General features: G+C 71.1%; 15 protein-coding genes. 7 read left to right on the top strand and 8 right to left on the bottom strand.

Going from position 1 to position 16,656, the window contains the following annotated elements; genetic code table 11:
* Nucleotides 1-13 precede the first annotated feature (13 nt).
* Nucleotides 14-1,174, top strand: coding sequence for an acyl-CoA dehydrogenase family protein (locus OG787_RS49655; protein ID WP_405540057.1), 1,161 nt, complete (start codon nucleotides 14-16; stop codon nucleotides 1,172-1,174).
* A 57-nt stretch (nucleotides 1,175-1,231) separates the two neighbouring features.
* Here OG787_RS49655 and OG787_RS49650 read toward each other — a convergent pair whose 3' ends face one another.
* Genes OG787_RS49650 through OG787_RS49620 form a run of 7 tightly spaced genes read right to left on the bottom strand, consistent with a single transcriptional unit; the run spans nucleotide 1,232 to nucleotide 8,158 of the window.
* Nucleotides 1,232-2,347: an acyl-CoA dehydrogenase family protein gene (locus tag OG787_RS49650; protein WP_405540056.1), complete on the bottom strand. Its 1,116-nt coding sequence runs from the start codon at nucleotides 2,345-2,347 to the stop codon at nucleotides 1,232-1,234.
* Nucleotides 2,344-3,564, bottom strand: coding sequence for an acyl-CoA dehydrogenase family protein (locus tag OG787_RS49645; RefSeq protein ID WP_405540055.1), 1,221 nt, complete (start codon nucleotides 3,562-3,564; stop codon nucleotides 2,344-2,346). Before OG787_RS49645 ends, OG787_RS49650 begins: the two co-directional genes overlap by 4 nt.
* A gap of 12 nt (nucleotides 3,565-3,576) precedes the next feature.
* Nucleotides 3,577-4,725, bottom strand: a complete 1,149-nt coding sequence (locus tag OG787_RS49640) for a thiolase family protein (protein ID WP_369031409.1) — start codon at nucleotides 4,723-4,725, stop codon at nucleotides 3,577-3,579.
* Nucleotides 4,722-5,186: a Zn-ribbon domain-containing OB-fold protein gene (locus OG787_RS49635; protein ID WP_405540053.1), complete on the bottom strand. Its 465-nt coding sequence runs from the start codon at nucleotides 5,184-5,186 to the stop codon at nucleotides 4,722-4,724. The genes OG787_RS49640 and OG787_RS49635 overlap by 4 nt, the downstream gene beginning before the upstream one ends.
* Before the next feature lies 1 nt (nucleotide 5,187).
* Complete coding sequence (locus OG787_RS49630; protein WP_405540051.1) at nucleotides 5,188-6,099, bottom strand: SDR family oxidoreductase; 912 nt, start codon at nucleotides 6,097-6,099, stop codon at nucleotides 5,188-5,190.
* A gap of 2 nt (nucleotides 6,100-6,101) precedes the next feature.
* Nucleotides 6,102-6,833: a hypothetical protein gene (locus OG787_RS49625; protein WP_369031406.1), complete on the bottom strand. Its 732-nt coding sequence runs from the start codon at nucleotides 6,831-6,833 to the stop codon at nucleotides 6,102-6,104.
* Nucleotides 6,833-8,158 carry a phenylacetate--CoA ligase family protein gene (locus OG787_RS49620; RefSeq protein ID WP_405540049.1) on the bottom strand — a complete coding sequence of 442 codons (1,326 nt, stop codon included), beginning with the start codon at nucleotides 8,156-8,158 and terminating at the stop codon, nucleotides 6,833-6,835. Before OG787_RS49620 ends, OG787_RS49625 begins: the two co-directional genes overlap by 1 nt.
* A 162-nt stretch (nucleotides 8,159-8,320) precedes the next feature.
* Between OG787_RS49620 and OG787_RS49615 the strand changes: the two genes are divergently transcribed.
* From OG787_RS49615 to OG787_RS49590, 6 genes are all read left to right on the top strand, one after another.
* Entirely contained in the window at nucleotides 8,321-9,082 is a 762-nt protein-coding gene (locus tag OG787_RS49615; protein ID WP_405540803.1) for an electron transfer flavoprotein subunit beta/FixA family protein, read from the top strand.
* A 33-nt stretch (nucleotides 9,083-9,115) separates the two neighbouring features.
* Nucleotides 9,116-10,078 carry an electron transfer flavoprotein subunit alpha/FixB family protein gene (locus tag OG787_RS49610; protein WP_405540048.1) on the top strand — a complete coding sequence of 321 codons (963 nt, stop codon included), beginning with the start codon at nucleotides 9,116-9,118 and terminating at the stop codon, nucleotides 10,076-10,078.
* An 84-nt stretch (nucleotides 10,079-10,162) separates the two neighbouring features.
* Complete coding sequence (locus OG787_RS49605) at nucleotides 10,163-11,242, top strand: amidohydrolase family protein (protein ID WP_369031403.1); 1,080 nt, start codon at nucleotides 10,163-10,165, stop codon at nucleotides 11,240-11,242.
* Between the two features lie 23 nt (nucleotides 11,243-11,265).
* Complete coding sequence (locus tag OG787_RS49600; RefSeq protein WP_405540047.1) at nucleotides 11,266-13,731, top strand: GNAT family N-acetyltransferase; 2,466 nt, start codon at nucleotides 11,266-11,268, stop codon at nucleotides 13,729-13,731.
* Nucleotides 13,728-14,702: an LLM class flavin-dependent oxidoreductase gene (locus tag OG787_RS49595; RefSeq protein WP_369031401.1), complete on the top strand. Its 975-nt coding sequence runs from the start codon at nucleotides 13,728-13,730 to the stop codon at nucleotides 14,700-14,702. The genes OG787_RS49600 and OG787_RS49595 overlap by 4 nt, the downstream gene beginning before the upstream one ends.
* A gap of 32 nt (nucleotides 14,703-14,734) precedes the next feature.
* On the top strand, nucleotides 14,735-15,292 hold the full coding sequence (locus tag OG787_RS49590) for a PaaI family thioesterase (RefSeq protein WP_369031400.1): 558 nt from the start codon (nucleotides 14,735-14,737) through the stop codon (nucleotides 15,290-15,292).
* On the opposite strand, the gene OG787_RS49585 is transcribed toward OG787_RS49590, so the two are convergent.
* Nucleotides 15,286-16,437: an acyl-CoA dehydrogenase family protein gene (locus OG787_RS49585; RefSeq protein WP_369031399.1), complete on the bottom strand. Its 1,152-nt coding sequence runs from the start codon at nucleotides 16,435-16,437 to the stop codon at nucleotides 15,286-15,288. The two genes, OG787_RS49590 and OG787_RS49585, sit on opposite strands and share 7 nt — an antisense overlap.
* Between the last annotated feature and the right edge of the window lie 219 nt (nucleotides 16,438-16,656).

Below are 16,656 nucleotides of genomic sequence, written 5' to 3'. Positions count from 1 at the left end.
CAAGGGAGACCACATGGACGCGGATGACTTCACCGCGGTGCTGTCCGAGGTCCGGCGCTTCGTCCGGGACCGCGTCGTGCCGCTGGAGGAGGAGATCGACGAGAAGGACGAGATGCCCGCGGACATCCGCGAGGCGGCGAAGAAGATGGGCCTGTTCGGCTTCGCGCTGCCCGAGGAGTACGGCGGGTTGGGCCTGTCGATGTACGAGGAGGCCCAGTTGATGTTCGAGCTGGGCTACACGACCCCCTCCCTCCGCTCGATGTTCGGCACCAACAACGGCATCGCGGGCCATGTCCTGATGGTTGGCGGCACCGAGGAACAGAAGGCCGACTGGCTGCCGAGGATCGCCTCGGGCGAGGTCCTGGCGTCGTTCGCGCTCACCGAACCCGAGGCGGGATCCGACCCGTCGACCCTGACGACCCGGGCCCGCCGGGACGGCGACGACTGGGTGATCAACGGGGCCAAGCGGTACATCACCAACGCTCCGCTCGCCGACGTCTTCATGGTCTTCGCCCGTACCGACCCCGACGCCCCGCGCACTCGCGGCATCTCCACCTTCCTGGTCCCGGCCGGCACCCCGGGCCTCACCGTGGCTCCCAAGGACCACAAGATGGGCCAGTTCGGCGCGTGGACGGCGGACGTGTACTTCGACGACGTACGCGTCCCGGCCGAGGCTCTCGTCGGTGGCGAGGAGAAGGGCCTCAACCGGGGCTTCGGCACCGCGATGGGCTGCATCGCGCACGGCAGGGTGCACATCTCCGCGCTGATGGTCGGCATGGCCGAGCGCCTGGTCGACGAGTCGGTGGCATACGCGAGCACCCGCAGGCAGTCCGGGCAGCTCATCGGCTCCTTCCAGCTCGTCCAGGGCCTGATCGCGGACGCGCAGACCGACTACTACGCCGGCCGTGCCACGGTCCTGGAGGCCGCCCGAGCCTTCGACGCCGGAACGGACACCAAGATCGGTCCGTCCTGCACGAAGTACTTCGCCAGCGAGATGGTGTGGCGTGTCGCGGACCGCGCGGTCCAGGTCCACGGCGGCGCGGGCTATATGCGCGGGGTCGCCGTCGAGCGCTTCTACCGCGACGCCCGCCTGTTCCGGATCTACGAGGGCACCAGCCAGATCCAGCAGGTGATCATCGCGAAGGCACTGCTGGGCGAGGCCGCGCGCGGCTGAGCAGTACGACGATGAGGGCCCCGGAGATTCTCCGGGGCCCTCACCTGTCTGCGGCTGTCAGATACCGAGCCGGTCCAGCAGCCGCTCGTGATAGAGGGCCGGCCCCCCGAACAGCAGCTGGGAGGACTTGGCCCGGCGGAAGTACAGATGGGCCGGGTGCTCCCACGTGAAGCCGATGCCGCCGTGGACCTGGATGTTCTCCATCGCGGCGAACATGTACGCCCGTGAGCAGCACGCGTGTGCCACCGCCGCGGCGACCGGGAAGTCCTCGGCGCCCTCGGACGCCAGTCGCGCCGCCTCCCTGGACGCCGCCTCCGCCAGTTCCACCTGGACGAGCATGTCGGCGCACTTGTGCTTGACGGCCTGGAAGGAGCCGATCGGCCGGCCGAACTGGTGCCGGGTACGGGCGTGTTCGGCGCTCGTCTCCAGGCAGCGGCGCGCCCCGCCCGTCTGCTCGGCGGCCAGCCCGACCGTGGCGATGTCGAGCACCTTGGCCATGATCCGTCCGCCCGCCCCGTCCGGGCCGACGAGCGTCGCCGGCACGGCGTCGAAGGTCAGCCGCGCCATGGCCCGGGTGGCGTCCAGGGTTTCCATGGCCTCGGCGGTCACGCCGGCGGAGGCCCGCTCCACCGTGAAGAACGACGGACCGGCGACGGTACGGGCGACCACGACGACCAGGTCGGCCGTCGTCCCGTCGATCACGAAGGACTTGCGGCCGCTCAGTCGCCAGCCGCCGTCCCCGTCCGGTACCGCGCGGGCGGAGATCAGGGCGGGGTCCCAGGAGCCGTCGTCCTCGGCGACCGCGAGAGTCGCGGTGGTCCGGCCCGCAGCGATGCCGGGGAGATGGCGTGTGCAGGCTTCCTTGTCGCCGGAGGCCAGCAGGGCCTGGGCCGCGAGGACGACCGTCGCGAAGAAGGGCGAGCAGAACAGGGCGCGGCCCATCTCCTCCAGGACGACGCCGAGTTCGACCGGGCCGAAGCCGTCGCCGCCGAACTCCTCCGGGATCACCAGGCCGGGCAGCCGCAGTTGGTCGGCCGCCTGCGCCCACACGTCGAGGTCGAAGCGCGGCTCGCTCTCCATGAGCTTGCGCACGGCCTCCTCGGGAGACTTGGCAGCCAGGAACTCCCGTACGGAGGCCCGGAGTTCCTTCAGTTCACTCTCGTCGGCGCTCACGCGCGTGCCTCCTTCGGCAGACCGAGGACCCGTTCCGCGAGGATGTTCTTCATGATCTCCTCGGTACCGCCGAGGATGCGCAACGCCGGTGTGGCAAGGAGGAGTTCGGACCAGGCGTACGTCCCCCATCTGCCGGTGTCGGCGACGATGCGGAGGCCGAGGCAGTCCGCGACGAAGTGGGCGGCCCTGGTGAGGTTCTGACCGTACATCAGCTTGGCGACGGACCTCTCCGGGCCGGGCGCGATACCCGCCCGCAGGGTGCGCTGGGCGCGGGCGTTGAGGTAGCCGGTGGCCAGCGCGTCGACGAGGAGGTCGGCGAGACGGGCGCGCAGGGCGCGGTCGTCCCAGGTCCAGGTGGCACGCATGAGCGCCGAGAGGTGGTCCGGGGAGAGAGCGGCGGCCACCGGGCCCGCGCCCTCGCTGCCGACCGTGTCGCGCTCGTTCATCAGCGTGGTCAGGGCGACGCTCCAGCCGCCGTCGACCTCGCCGAGGCGGTGGTCGTCGGGGATGCGTACGTCGGTGAGGAAGACCTCGTTGAAGTCGGCGCCGCCGGTCATCTGCCGCAGGGGCCGGACCTCGACGCCGGGGGCGTCCATGGGGACCAGGAAGGCCGTGATGCCACGGTGTTTGGGCGCGTCCGGGTTCGTGCGGGTCAGCGCGAGGCCGATCTCGCTGTGCTGGGCGACCGAGGTCCACACCTTCTGCCCGTTCAGCACCCAGTCGTCGCCCTCCCGGACGGCCCTGGTCGCCACGCTCGCCAGGTCGGACCCCGCGCCGGGCTCGCTGAACAGCTGGCAGGCGATGGCGTCCCCGCGGTACATCGCGGGCAACCAGCGCTCCCTGATGTGGGGTTGGGCGTGGGCCAGGATCGTCGGCCCGATCATGCCGAGGCCGATCACACTCAGGACGCCGGTGTCGGCGACGTCGTACTCCGACTCGACGGCGTCGTAGAGCAGGTCGTGGACGGGGGTCAGGCCCCGCCCGCCGTACTCCTCCGGTCCCGTGATCCAACCGAAGCCGTTCTCGTGCCGGATGCGCTGCCACTCCCGCGCCCGCCGCACGGACTCCCGTTCCTCGTCCGGCGGAAGGCTGCTGAAGTACGCCATCGAGTCGTCGCCCTCGCCCCAGGTGAGGGCGGTGCGGTCGGGGGCCTTCGCCGCGTGGGCGTCGAGGAAGCGGCGCACCTCGGCGGCGAAGTCCTGCATGTCCTGGTCCATGGGCCTGTTCCCTCAGGTCGAGAGGATCGTCACCGCCGACGCGCCGGGCGCGCCGTACAGGTGGGTGTAGCCGACGCGGGGCGTGCCGGGGATCTGGCGTGTGCCCGCCGTACCCCGTAGTTGGAGGACGATCTCGTGGATCTGCCGCAGCCCGGACGCGCCGATGGGTTCCCCGTTGCCGAGCAGGCCGCCGTCGGTGTTGACCGGCAGCCGGCCGCCGATCTCGGTGGCGCCCTCGGCGACGAGGCGCTCCTGCTCGCCGTCCTTGCAGAGGCCGTTCTCGGCCATGTGGATGATCTCCGACCCGGCGTCGGTGTCCTGGAGCTGGGCGACGTCCACGTCCTCGGGACCGATGCCCGCGAGTTCGTACGCCGCCCGGGACGCGTCCACGGTCGGGCTCTCGACAGCCTCTCCGACCGGGAACGAAGGGCTCTGCACCTCGAAGGCGCCGAGTCTGCGGCTGCGCAGGGCGGTGGAGCGGACCCGTACGGGCTTCCCCGTGTACTTGTGTGCCTGGTCGGCCCGGCACAGCACCAGGGCCGCGGCGCCCTCGTTCGGGCCGCAGTACATGAACTGGCGGAGGGGGTAGTTGAGGACCGGGGAGGCCAGGATCTCCTCGGGGGTGAGGGGTGTACGGCGCCAGGCCTTCTCGTTCCCGGCCGCGTTGCGGAAGTTCTTCGAGGCCACGCGGGCGAGCGTCTCGTGGGAGATGCCGTGGTCGTGCATATAGCGGTTGATCTTCATGCCGAAGAAGTGGGTGGTGAGGAAGAGCCCCGTCTGTCCGTACCAGGAGGGGATGCCCGCCACGGACGGATCGGCGGCGAACGCGCCGCGCGGGTGCTTGTCGAGGCCGATCGCGATCGTCAGGTCGTGCTCGCCGGTCTCGATGGCGCGGGCGGCCAGCGCCACCGCCGTACCGGCCGTCGCGCAGCCGTTGAACACGCCGCGCAGCGGGATGCCGGTCAGACCGAGCCGCCCTACGATGGCGTCCGGGTTGGCGACCTCGTAGCTGCCGATGTAACCACCCTGGATCTGCGGCCAGTTGACGCCCGCGTCGGCGAGCGCGAGCCGTACCGCGTCCGCGCCCATGTCCAGCGCGGGCTTCCCGGGGAACCGGCCGAAGGGGTGCAGCCCCACGCCGATGACGACGGCCTCGGTCACGATGTCTTCTCCTCGGACTGGGCGGACTCCTCGACGGGGGTGAACGCGAACGTCATGACCTCGGTGCCGTCGTCCCGCACGGTGTACGGAACGAGGGTGAGCCGCATCTCCTGTCCGATCCTGAGCTTCTCCGGGTCGGGTTCGGTGAGGCGGGCCTCGACCAGCAGTTCGCCGGGGAGTTCGATGTAGCCGACCGCGTACGGTTCGAAGGTCTCGGGGCCGTCGTACGGCGGGGACGGCGGGCGGAAGTCCTGCGTCGTGTACGTCCACAGCGTGCCGCGGTCGGCGAGCAGCCGCTCCTTCGCCTCCGTGCTCGCGCAGCGGACGCAGTCGGAGGTCGCCGGGAAGCTCACCAGACCGCACGCCACGCACTCGGAGCCGATCAGCCGAAGAGGCGCGGAGTCACCGGGCGGCCAGGTGAACAGACCCTTGGCCACGGGGAGTTGAGTCGTCGATGTCATCTCACGCCCCGTTCCGGTTGCCCAGGGCGTCCGCGTTCGGCGCCGCCTTGGCCACCAGGTTCGGGACGACGGAGGACAGTTCCTCCGGGGTCCACCGTGACTCGGCGCTCGCGGCGGGGCCGTTGACCCAGCCCTCCAGTACGGTGATCCGGTTGCCGACGACGCCGAACACCCGGCCGGTCACCTCGCGCGAGGCGGCCGAGCCCAGCCACACGACGAGCGGCGAGATGGCCTCGGGGGTGAGGTCCTCCGCCTCGGCGGCCCGTTTCATCATCTCGATGTCCTCGGTCAGCCGGGTGAGCGCGGTCGGCGCGATGGCGTTCACCGTCACGCCGTAGCGGGCGAGTTCGGCGGCGGCGATGAGGGTGAGGCTGGCGATACCGGCCTTGGCGGAGCCGTAGTTGGACTGTCCGGGGTTGCCGAAGATGCCGGACGGAGAGGTCGTGTTGATGACCCGGGCGTCGTTGTCGTGACCGGCCTTGGCGCGTTCCCTCCAGTACGCCGCCGCGTGGTGCAGGGTGGCGAAACTGCCCTTGAGATGGACGGCGAGCACACTGTCCCAGTCCCGCTCGGTCATCGACACGATCATCCGGTCGCGCAGGATGCCCGCGTTGTTGACGAGCACGTCCAGTCCGCCGTAGGTGTCCACGGCCTGCCCGACGAGGCGGGCCGCGCCCTCCCAGGTGGAGATGTCGTCCGTGTTGGCCACGGCCTCGCCGCCGGCCGCGACGATCTCGTCCACCACGGTCTGGGCGGGCCCGGCCGAGGCGCCCGCCCCGTCGCGCGAACCGCCCAGGTCGTTGACCACGACCTTCGCCCCGTGCGCGGCGAACGCCAGGGCGTGCGCCCGGCCGATCCCGTTGCCGGCGCCCGTGACGACCACGACCCGGCCGTCGACCACTCCTTCTGACATCCTCAACTCCTCGATGACGGGGGCCAGTTCGCCTCGGCGAGCAGAACCCGGGGGTTCTCGCTGCCGCAGGCGCACCGGCCGGTGACGACACGGCCCGCGATGCCGAGCGGGGTCTCGGGCAGCGGCGAGACACGCCCCTCCCCCGCCGCCACGGACAGCTGTCCGTCCCGCTCGCCGACCCGCCATTCGGCGGCGTTGATGTGCGCGCCCGCCCGCTCGGGGCACTCCAGCGCGAGAGCAGGCCCCACGGCCGAGATCAGGGCGGCGGGCACTCCCGCTCCGCGCAGGAGCGGTACGGCGGCGGGCCGGGCCAGAACGACGGACGTCGACCGGAACAGCTCGCCGATGTCGGCGCCTCCGGCCAGCCCCTCCAGGGTCTCGGCGGACAGCCCGATGACCGCGTGCGGGGCGAGTTCACGGTGGAAGACGGAGGTACGGCGGTGGTCCCAGCCCATGGCCTCGGCGATGCCGTACGTCACCTTCAGGGTGCGCAGGGCGCCGATCACCGCGTGGCCCCAGAAGCCCTCGAAGCCGGAGGTGGTCAGCAGCGCCCGCTGTCCTGCGGCGAGGCCGTGCTCCCGGAGCCGTTCGGTCACCCACTCGGTGTCCCGGGCGAGTTCGGCCCAGGTCAGCTCCATGTCGGTCATGCCGTCGGCGGCGGGGAAGCGTACGAGGTAGGCGAGTTCGGGTCGGTCGAGTTCCCTGGCGCGGGCCAGGGTGTCGGCGCGGGCCATCAGCTCTTCACCACCCGGGGGAACTTGGCGACGCTGGTCATGGTCTTCAAGAGGTCCTCCTCGGTGCGCATGTCAAGGACCGGTTTGACGCCGGTCCGCTCGCGCACGGCCTCGCCGAGCCGTCCGGCCAGGGCGTCGACGTCGCCGGTGAGCGTGGGGTCGTAGCCGACGCGCAGCCGCAGTTCGTCGACCTCGCGGCGGTCCCGGACGATCTGGAAGACTCCGGCGACCGTCTCCGGCTGGTCCTCCACGGCCTGCCAGACGTCCCGCAGGACGACGGAACGCCCGTGGACCAGCGTCTCGTCGCCGCGCCGCCCGGCCACCCACATCCGGGCGTGCGTCCGTCCGCAGCCGCAGGTGTCCCGGGAGAGGCGGACGAGGTCCTCGCTGCGGTAACGGATCAGGGGCGCCGCCCTGTTGTCCAGGTCGGTGGCGACCAGCTCACCGAGGTCGCCCTCGGGGGCGTCGTACCAGCCGCCGTGTTCGTCGACCTCGACGCACTCGGCGAAGACGGTGTCCTCCCAGAGGTGGAAGCCGTCGTGCTCACGGCACTCCCAGGCGGTGCCGGTGTCGGCGGCGCTGGTGTACTCGTAGACGTCGATGCCCCAGTCGTCGCGGATCCGCTCGCGCATCTTCCGGCTGAGCGGCTGGCCGGCGCAGGAGGCGCCCTTGAGGGAGGAGAACGCCTCCTTCAGGTCTGTCTTCTCGGCCAGGTGCTCCAGCTCCACCATCTGCGGATACATCATCTGGAGGTAGGCGGGCCGGTAGGTGCGCAGGGCCTCGACGACCTCGTGCATCCGGCCGATCCAGGTGTCGACCTCGATGACCACGGCGCCCAGCGCCTGATAGCCGGGGTCCATGAGGTTGCGGAAGGTGCCCGGCGGGCTCAGCACCCGGTCCCCCGGCCGCAGGCCGAGTTCCCACAGGTCACGCACCTGCGCGGTCACCAGGGGCGGGGCGTCCTGCCAGATCTCGGGGAAGAACTCCGGGTCGCCGGTGGTGCCCGAGCTGGAGGAGACCGAGGTCAGCTCCTCGACCGGGACGCAGAGCAGACCGCCGAAGGGGTCGCCGGTGCGGGCCCGGTAGGCACGCACCATGTCCTTGGTGATGAACGGCACCCGTTCCCGGAAGTCGTCCAGGGTCCGGATGTCGCGCGGGTGTGCCCCATGGGCGTCCCAGAGTTCGCGGTAGAAGGCCGAGTTGCCGTAGGCGTACTCGACGAGTTCCAGGATCCGTTCCTCCTGCCGCGCCCGCAGCTGTTCGCGGGGCATGGTCTCCACCTGGGGCTCGAAGTACCTGTCCCCGGTGTCCCTGTCACCGACCATGGCGCCTCCTCGCGGCTCAGTGCCCAGATCTTCCAACTATCAGCGCAATCAGTCAACCAATTCGACGGATTCAAGGCCAGACCTCGCGCTCCATCGATCTATATAGTTAACTATTAGAACTCATTAAGCCAACAGGAGGGCGCCGTGAAGATCGTTGTCTGTGTGAAGCACGTGCCCGACGCGACGGCGGACCGCACCTTCACCGAGGGCGGCACCACCGACCGCGCGTCGGTCGACTCACTGCTGTCCGAACTCGACGAGTACGCCGTCGAACAGGCCCTGCGGATCGCCGAGTCGGACGCCGACACCGAGATCAGCTACCTCACCGTCGGCCCCGACGACGCCAGGGACGCGCTGCGCAAGGCGCTGGCCATGGGCGGCGACTCGGCGATCCACGTCAACGACGAGGACATCGAGGGCAGCGACGCGTTCGGTACGTCCCTCGTCCTGGCCAGGGCGATCGAGCGGCACGGTTTCGATCTGGTGCTGTGCGGGATGGCCTCCACGGACGGCACCATGGGCGTCGTACCGGCGCTGCTGGCCGAGCGGCTCGGCGTCCGGGCCGTGACCCATCTCGAAGAGGTCGCGATCGAGGACGGAACGGTGACGGGCCGACGCGAGGGCGACGGCGCGACCGTACGGATCCAGGGCGCCCTGCCGGCCGTCGTGTCGGTCACCGACCGCTCCTGGGACGCGCGTTACCCGTCCTTCAAGGGGATCATGGCCGCGAAGAAGAAGCCGGTGGAGACCCTTGACCTGGCCGACCTCGGGATCGAGGCCGCGCAGGTCGGCCGGGCCGGCGCACGCTCGGCCGTGGACAGCGCGGCCAGGCGTCCGCCGCGCACCAAGGGCGAGATCGTCGTCGACGAAGGCACGGGCGCCGCCGGACTGGCCGTGTTCCTCACCGCTCAGAAGTTCATCTGAACCAGAAGTTCATCTCAAAGGGAGTGCACCACCGTGGCCGAAGTCCTCGTCCTCGTCGACCACACCGACGGCGTGGTCCGCAAACCGACCCTCGAACTGCTCACCCTGGCCCGCCGGTTGGGCGAACCCTCAGCCGTCCTCCTGGGGGCGGGCGCGGACACCGCGACCGAGACCCTCGGCCGGTACGGCGCACGGAAGATCTACGTCGTGGACGCCCCCGAGGTCGACGAGTACCTCGTCACCCCCGTCGTCGACACCCTCACCCAGATCGCCGAACGCACCGCCCCGGCGGCGATCCTGCTGCCGTCCGGGCCGGACGGCAAGGAGGCCGCCGCCCGGATCGCGCTTCGGCTCGACTCGGGCCTGATCACCGACGCCGTCGACGTCACCGCAGGGCCGGAAGGACCGGTGACCGAGCAGTCGGCGTTCGCGGCGACACACCAGGTCACCGCACACGTCACGCGAGGCGTGCCGGTGATCACGGTCAAGCCGAACGCCACCGCACCGGAACCCGCCCCCACCGACCCCGTCGTCGAGAAGCAGGACGTCGTCTTCGGTCCGGCCTCCGCCGGTGTCCGGGTCCTGTCGCGCACCCGGCGGGAGCGCGGCGACCGTCCCGAGCTGACCGAGGCGGACATCGTGGTCTCCGGCGGCCGGGGCGTGAACGGGGCCGAGAACTTCGCCCTCGTCGAGCGGGTAGCCGACGCCCTGGGCGGGGCGGTCGGGGCGTCGCGTGCCGCCGTGGACGCGGGCTGGTACCCGCACAGCCACCAGGTCGGCCAGACGGGCACGCAGGTCTCCCCGCAGCTCTATCTCGCCGCCGGCATCTCCGGCGCGATCCAGCACCGGGCGGGCATGCAGACGTCCAGGACCATCGTCGCCGTCAACAAGGACCCCGACGCCCCCATCTTCGAGCTGGCCGACCACGGCGTCGTCGGGGACCTCTTCGAGGTGCTGCCCGCGCTGGTGGAGGAGATCGAACGGCGGCGCAGCTGATCTCCCACCCGTCCGGCCTTCCTTTCAGCGCGCCATACAACTAAAATCGCTAACTGATTACATCTATTGGCCCGAAGGAGCGTCATGTCGAAGATCTGGGTCAACTCCGGGGACTCCCATGTGATGGAGCCCGCCGATGTGTGGACCGAGCGGCTGCCCGCACGGCTCGGCGCCCGCGCCCCCCGCAGTGAGCGCGGCGAGAAGTACGAGATGCTCTACATCGACGGTGAGCGCATCGACCGCCAGCTCGGCGACTTCATGGACGCCATGCGTCCGCCGGGCGCCTGGGACCTGAAGGTCCGCCTGAAGGACCTCGACCAGGAGGGCGTCTGGTCCCAACTGGCCTTCCCCTCCATGGGTTTCTGGCTCGTCTCGATCACCGACCGCGAACTCGCCCGGGAGACCGTCCGCGCCTGGAACGACTGGGCGCACGAGGAGATCCTCAGCAAGAACAAGCGGGTCATCACCACCGCCTGTGTCTCGACGGCCGACGTCGGTGACGCGGTCGCCGAGCTGGAGCGGGCGGCGGAGCTGGGCTTCAAGGCGATCTTCCTGCCGTGTTCGACACGGGAGGGCGAGGAGTACGCGCTCGACCGCTGGGAGCCGCTGTGGACGGCGGCCGAGCGGGCCGGGATGGTGCTCGGCTTCCACATCGGCACGGGCGCCCAGAACGTCGTCTTCCGTGGGCCGGGCGGCGCGGTCGTCAACTACATGGAGACGACCTACCCGGGGATGCGGGTGGTGTCCCACATGGTCGCGGGAGGCGCGCTGGACCGCCATCCCGACCTCAAGATCCTCATCGCCGAGGGCGGCGCCGGCTGGGTGCCGGTCATCGGCGACCGGATGGACGAGGCGTACCGCCAGCACGGCATGTTCGTCCGGCCGAAGCTGAGCCGGCTGCCCAGCGAGATCGTCCGGCAGCAGGTGTACGCGTCCTTCCAGCACGACCGCAGTTCGGTGGAGATCGTCGAGGCGACCGGCTACCGCAATGTGATGTGGGGCGACGACTACCCCCACCTGGAGGGCACCTACGGGCACACCCAGTCCACGCTCCGCGAGCTGTTCGACGGTGTGTCCGACGAGACCCGTGACCGTGTCACGCGCGGCACCTTCAACGAACTCTTCAAGCTGCCGGAGCAGACTCCCCAGGAGGCGGCCGTCTGAACGGCGCCGACGGCGGCCCTCCGGTGACCACTGCCCCGTCCTCCCAGGACCCGTCCCCGGAGGACTCGTACCCCGAGGACCTGGAACGGCCCGGGCTCGTCAGGACCGGGCGGTCGACCTTCGTCCGGCCGATCCGGCCGGAGGACGCCGACCGGCTGGTCGCGTTCGTCGGCGGGCTGTCCCGGGCCACCCTGGCCTACCGCTCGCTCGGCCCGGTGGTCCGCGCCCGCGACGACGTCATCCGGCGCGGCGCGCACGTGGACTATCTCAACGAGCTGGCGCTGGTCGCCCTGGCCGGTGACGAGATCGCCGGTCTGGTGCGCTACGTCCGTGACCCGGAGGAACCGGAGCACGCCGAGGTCACGTTCACCATCCGGGACGACCACCAGAGCGAGGGCTTCGGCCGGCTGCTCCTGGAGCACATCGCCGCTGCCGCCCGCGCCCGGGGCATCCGGGTGCTGGAGGCCGACGTACTCGCCGACAACACCCGGATGATCAACGTCTTCCTCGGCTCCGGCTACCGGATCGAGGCCGGGCCGCCCGGTCAGATCATCCACTTCGAGATCGCCATCGACCCGCAGGCCCAGGCCGTGGCCCGCGCCGAGCGCCGTGAGCACACGGCCGTACGACGGTCGCTCAGGCCCTTGCTGGAGCCGGGGTCGGTCGCCGTGATAGGCGCCAATCGCGATCCGCTGACGATCGGCCACGAGATCGTGGCCAATCTGCTGCGGGGCGGCTTCGGCGGCAGCGTGTTCCCGGTCAACCCGCGGGCGGAACGGATCGCCGGGGTACGGGCGTACGCGAGCGTCCGGGACCTTCCCGAGCCGCCGGACCTGGCGCTGGTGGCCGTACGGGCGGGGGCGGTCCCCGAGGTCGTACGGGAGTGCGCGGACGCCGGTGTCAAGGCGGTGGTCGTCGTCTCGACGGGCTTCGGGGAAACGGGAGTTGAGGGCCGCGCGACCGAGCTGGAACTGGCCCGGTTCGCCCGGGCCTCCGGTATGCGGCTGGTGGGCCCGAACTGCATGGGCGTGGTCAACACGACGCCCGCCGCGCGGCTGGCCGCGACCTTCTCGCCCGCTCTGCCGATGCCCGGCCGGGTGGCGATGTCCAGTCAGTCCGGGCCGCTGGGGCTCGCGGTGCTCGACTTCGCCAGGCGGCTGCGGCTCGGCTTCTCCGGGTTCGTGTCGGTGGGGCACGCCGTGGACGTGTCCACCAACGACCTGCTCCAGTGGTGGGAGGAGGACCCGGGGACCTCGGTGATCCTGCTGCACGTCGAGACCTTCGGCAATCCACGCCGGTTCGCGCGTGTCGCCCGCAGGATCGCCCCGCGCAAGCCGATCGTCGCGGTGCATCCGGGCCACGCGGACTCGGCGGTGAGTTCGCTGTTCGCCCAGTCCGGGGTGATCCGTACCCGGGGGCTCCAGGAGCTGTTCGACGTCGCCCTGCTGCTCGCCCACCAGCCTCCCCCGCCCGGAAACCGGGTCGCCGTCGTCACCAACGCGGGCGGCCCGGCAGCGCTCACAGTCGGGGCGTGCGCGGCGAGCGGTCTGTCCGTGCCCGCACTCGGTGAGCGCACGCGAGCGACGCTCCGCTCGGCCCTGGCACCCGGCGCGGACGTCGCCAACCCGGTCGACCTGACCCCGACGGCCACCGCCGCGCACTACCGGCAGGCCCTGGACGCGGTCCTGGCCGACGACGGCATCGACGCGGCCGTCGTCCTGTTCATGCCGCCGCTGGCCGACAAGCCCGACGAGGTGGCGTCGGCGATCCTCGACGCGGCTGCGGCCCGCCCCGACAAGCCGGTGGTGGCCAGCTTCCTGGGCGGCGCGGGCGTCGCCGACCTCCTGCACCGCGGCGACCTGGTGGTGCCGACGTACACGTTCCCCGAGGCGGCGGCCGTCTCCCTCGGACACGCGGCGGCCTACCAGGCCTGGCGCGGCACTCCCGCGGGCGTCATCCCGGACCTCGCGGGAGTCGACATGGAACGCGCCCGGTCGCTGATCGCCGCCAACACTCCCGGCCCGCTCCCGCCGGCGGTCGCCGCCGAACTCCTGGACGCGTACGGGATCGCCGTACACGACACCGAACCGCACCCGGACCCACGCCCCGGCCCGGACGCGTTCCTCTCCGTGCGCGCCGACCCGGTCTTCGGTCCGGTGGTGGCCTTCGGGCTCACCGGGGACTACGCCGACCTCATGGCGGACGTCGCGCACCGCGTCACCCCGCTCAGCGACCGCGACGCCCGGGAGATGGTCCGCTCGCTGCGGGCGGCCCCGCTGCTGGACGGCCGGGCGGGCGGTCCGGGGGTGGATCTGGCGGCGCTCGAAGAGACCGTCCTGCGGATCTCGGCGATGGTCGAGGACCTCCCCGAGATCGAGGCACTGGAACTGCGCCCGGTACGACTGCTGCCGCCCGGGAACGGCGTGGTCGTCGCCCAGGCGACGGTCCGGCTGTCCGACGACAACACCAAGGGAGGTGGCCGCTCATGAGAGTCGGCATCTACTTCGATATGCGCAACCCCCCGCCCTGGCACCAGAGTTGGTCCCGGGTGTACGGGTTCGCCCTGGAGATGTGCGAGGAGGCGGACCACCTGGGCCTCGACTCGGTCTGGTTCTCCGAACACCACGGCTTCGAGGACGGCTATCTCCCCCAGCCGCTCACCATGGCGGCAGCGGCGGCCGCCCGCACGCGCCGGGTGCGCCTGGGCACCGCCGTCATCCCGGCACCGCTCCACGCGGCCCCCGAGATCGCCGAACAGGCCGCGATCGTCGACATCATCAGCGACGGCCGTCTGGATCTCGGCCTCGGCACCGGCTACCGCGTGCCCGAGTACCGGCTGTACGGCGGCGACCTCACCAAGCGCTACACGACGACCGACCAGCGGGTACGGGAGATCCGCGGCCTGTGGGCCGAGTCCCTGGTCACTCCCGGCCCGGTCCAGGACCCGCTGCCGATCTGGCTCGGCTACCAGGGCCCGCAGGGCGCCCGCCGGGCCGGTCGCCTCGGCACGGGGCTGCTGTCGCTCAACCCGGCGCTGCTGACGCCGTACCGGGAAGGGCTCGCGGAGAGCGGGTACGACGTGTCGGCGGGCCGGATGCAGGGTTCGTTCACGACGTTCGTCACCGAGGACCCGGACGGCGACTGGCCGGTGGTCCGCAAGCACCTGGCGTACCAGTGGGACAGCTACCGCCGGTACATGGTGGAGGGCACCGACCAGCCCGCGCCCCGGCCGATCGACCCCGAGCGATGGCGGGAGACAGGGCTGAGCGCGACCGGCGTCGGCCAGTTCCTGTACGGCACCCCGCAGACCGTCGCGGACGCCATCAAGGAGTACGTGGCGGGGCTACCCGTCGAGGGCGTGTTCCTGTGGGCCTCCCTGGCCGGGATGCCGGAGGAACTGGTCGCCCGCCAAGTCCAGCTGATCGCGCAGAAGTTGCGCCCGCTGCTTGCCGACGCGTGACGGACGCACAGACAGACACCGAGGAGCACATCATGTCGACGACGGGATCCGGCGGGACCGGAGTGACGGCACCCAACGGGCACTGGGCGGGGACGGGCATGCCGGAGCCGCCCCGGACCGCCGGGGGTGTGACCCTCTGCGGTGGGTGCCGTTCTCTCGGGGCCTGCCGGCTCGGGGTGGAGCGCGAGCGGCTCGACGAGGACGGCGTGGCGTGGTTCGAGCTGAGCTGCCCGCGCTCCCACGAGGGCGGGCCCGATGTCGCGCACGGCGGCTGGACGGCGGCCGTCCTGGACGACTGTCTCGGCCATCTCCCGCTGCTGCACGGCGTGATGAGCGTGACGGCCGAGCTGACGGTGAGCTTCAAGAAGCCGGTGCCGGTGGAACGGCCGCTGGAGCTGCGGGTGTGGGCCGACCGGCGGGAGGGTTCCCGCTGGTACATCACGGGTGAGCTGACGCTCGCGCCGGGCGGGGCCGTTCTGGCGCGGGCCTCGGGGATCTGGGTGACCCGCGACCAGAGCCACTACGCGCGGCACGCGAAGTGGCTGGCCGGGCAGGCGGAGGAAGCAAAGGGCGGGACCGCAGGTCAGTAGGACCGCAGTCCCATGCTCCGGGCGATCCCGTTGCGCTGGATCTGGCTGGTGCCCCCGGAGATGGTGGCGACGATCGACTCCCGGTAGCGGAAGCTCATCACGCTCTCCGTCGAGAAGCCGTGGCCCGCGCAGACCTGCATCCCGAGCCGGGCGGCGGCCACGTAGGTCTCCGACCCCTTGAGCTTCGCCATCGATCCTTCGCGTGTGCAGGGCTTGCCCTGGGCGAGCAGCCAGGCGGCGCGGTAGGCGAGGAGCCGGGCGGAGTCGATCTCGGTCTGGAGGTCGGCCATGGCGTGGGCGAGCGCCTGGAAGTTGCCGATCGGACGGCCGAAGGCGTGCCGGGTGCGGGAGTATTCGAGCATCTCGTCGAGCGTGGCCTGGGCGGCGCCCAGATAGCCGCCGCTGATGATCACCTTCTCCAGTTCGATGTTGGTGAGCATCACCTTCCAGCCCTCGTCACGCGGGCCCACGAGGTTCTCCTTCGCCACCAGGGCGTTGTTGAAGAACACCTCGTTGGTGCCCAGGATGTGCCGGGCCAGGGTCGGCGTCCGGCGCACCTCGACACCGTCCGTCGACGGATCGACGAGCAGCAGGCTGATCCCGCCGTGCTTGGGCTCGCGCGGCCCCGTGCGCACATAGGTGGCGATGGTCGTGTCGGGCAGTCCGCCGCCCGTGCACCACGCCTTCTGCCCCCGGACGAGGAAGTGGTCCCCGTGGTCCTCGGCGGTGGTCCGCAGCGCGGCGGCGTCGGACCCGCTGTCCGGCTCGCTGAGTCCGACGGCGAGCCGATGGCGCCCCGTCATCACTTCGGCCCGGATGAAGTCGCGCTGCGCCTCGTTGCCCCAGCGGAACACCGTGAGCCCGGGGATGAGCACCCCGATGTAGCACATGGCGACATCGAAACTGGCCCGTCCCAGCTCCTCGGCGATGAGGACGAGTTCGAGCGGTCCGCCGCCGTCGCCACCCTCCTCCTCGCTGAACGGCAGCGAGAACCAACCGAGTTCGGCCATCCCGCGGAACAGCTCGGGCGGTACGGCGCTCTCCTCGTCCCACTGCTTGGCCTTCTCGGCCGGGCACACGTCGGCGACGAACTGCCGTGCCGTCGCGCGCAACAGGTCCTGCTCGTCGGTCAGCCCGAAGTCCACGGCCACTCCTCGCCAGCATCAGTCCATTCATCTATCTAATTATTCTATGTTAGCGGATAGAGGCAAGGCTGTCGCCGACCGGGAGGACGATGTGATCGCGGCCGTGGGCACGGGACGGACGTACATACCCGGACACTCTTAACGGAGTCTTGACGCGCTCGGAGCCCTCTGACGTGGGCCAAGACGTCACTCTCTGCTTACGCTGGTGCGGCCGTCCGC

Source organism: Streptomyces sp. NBC_00075, assembly GCF_045041225.1.
GTDB classification, from domain to species: Bacteria; Actinomycetota; Actinomycetes; order Streptomycetales; family Streptomycetaceae; genus Streptomyces; species Streptomyces adonidis.
Note: the sequence above shows the minus strand (reverse complement) of the source record. Positions and strands in the feature narration are given on the sequence as shown.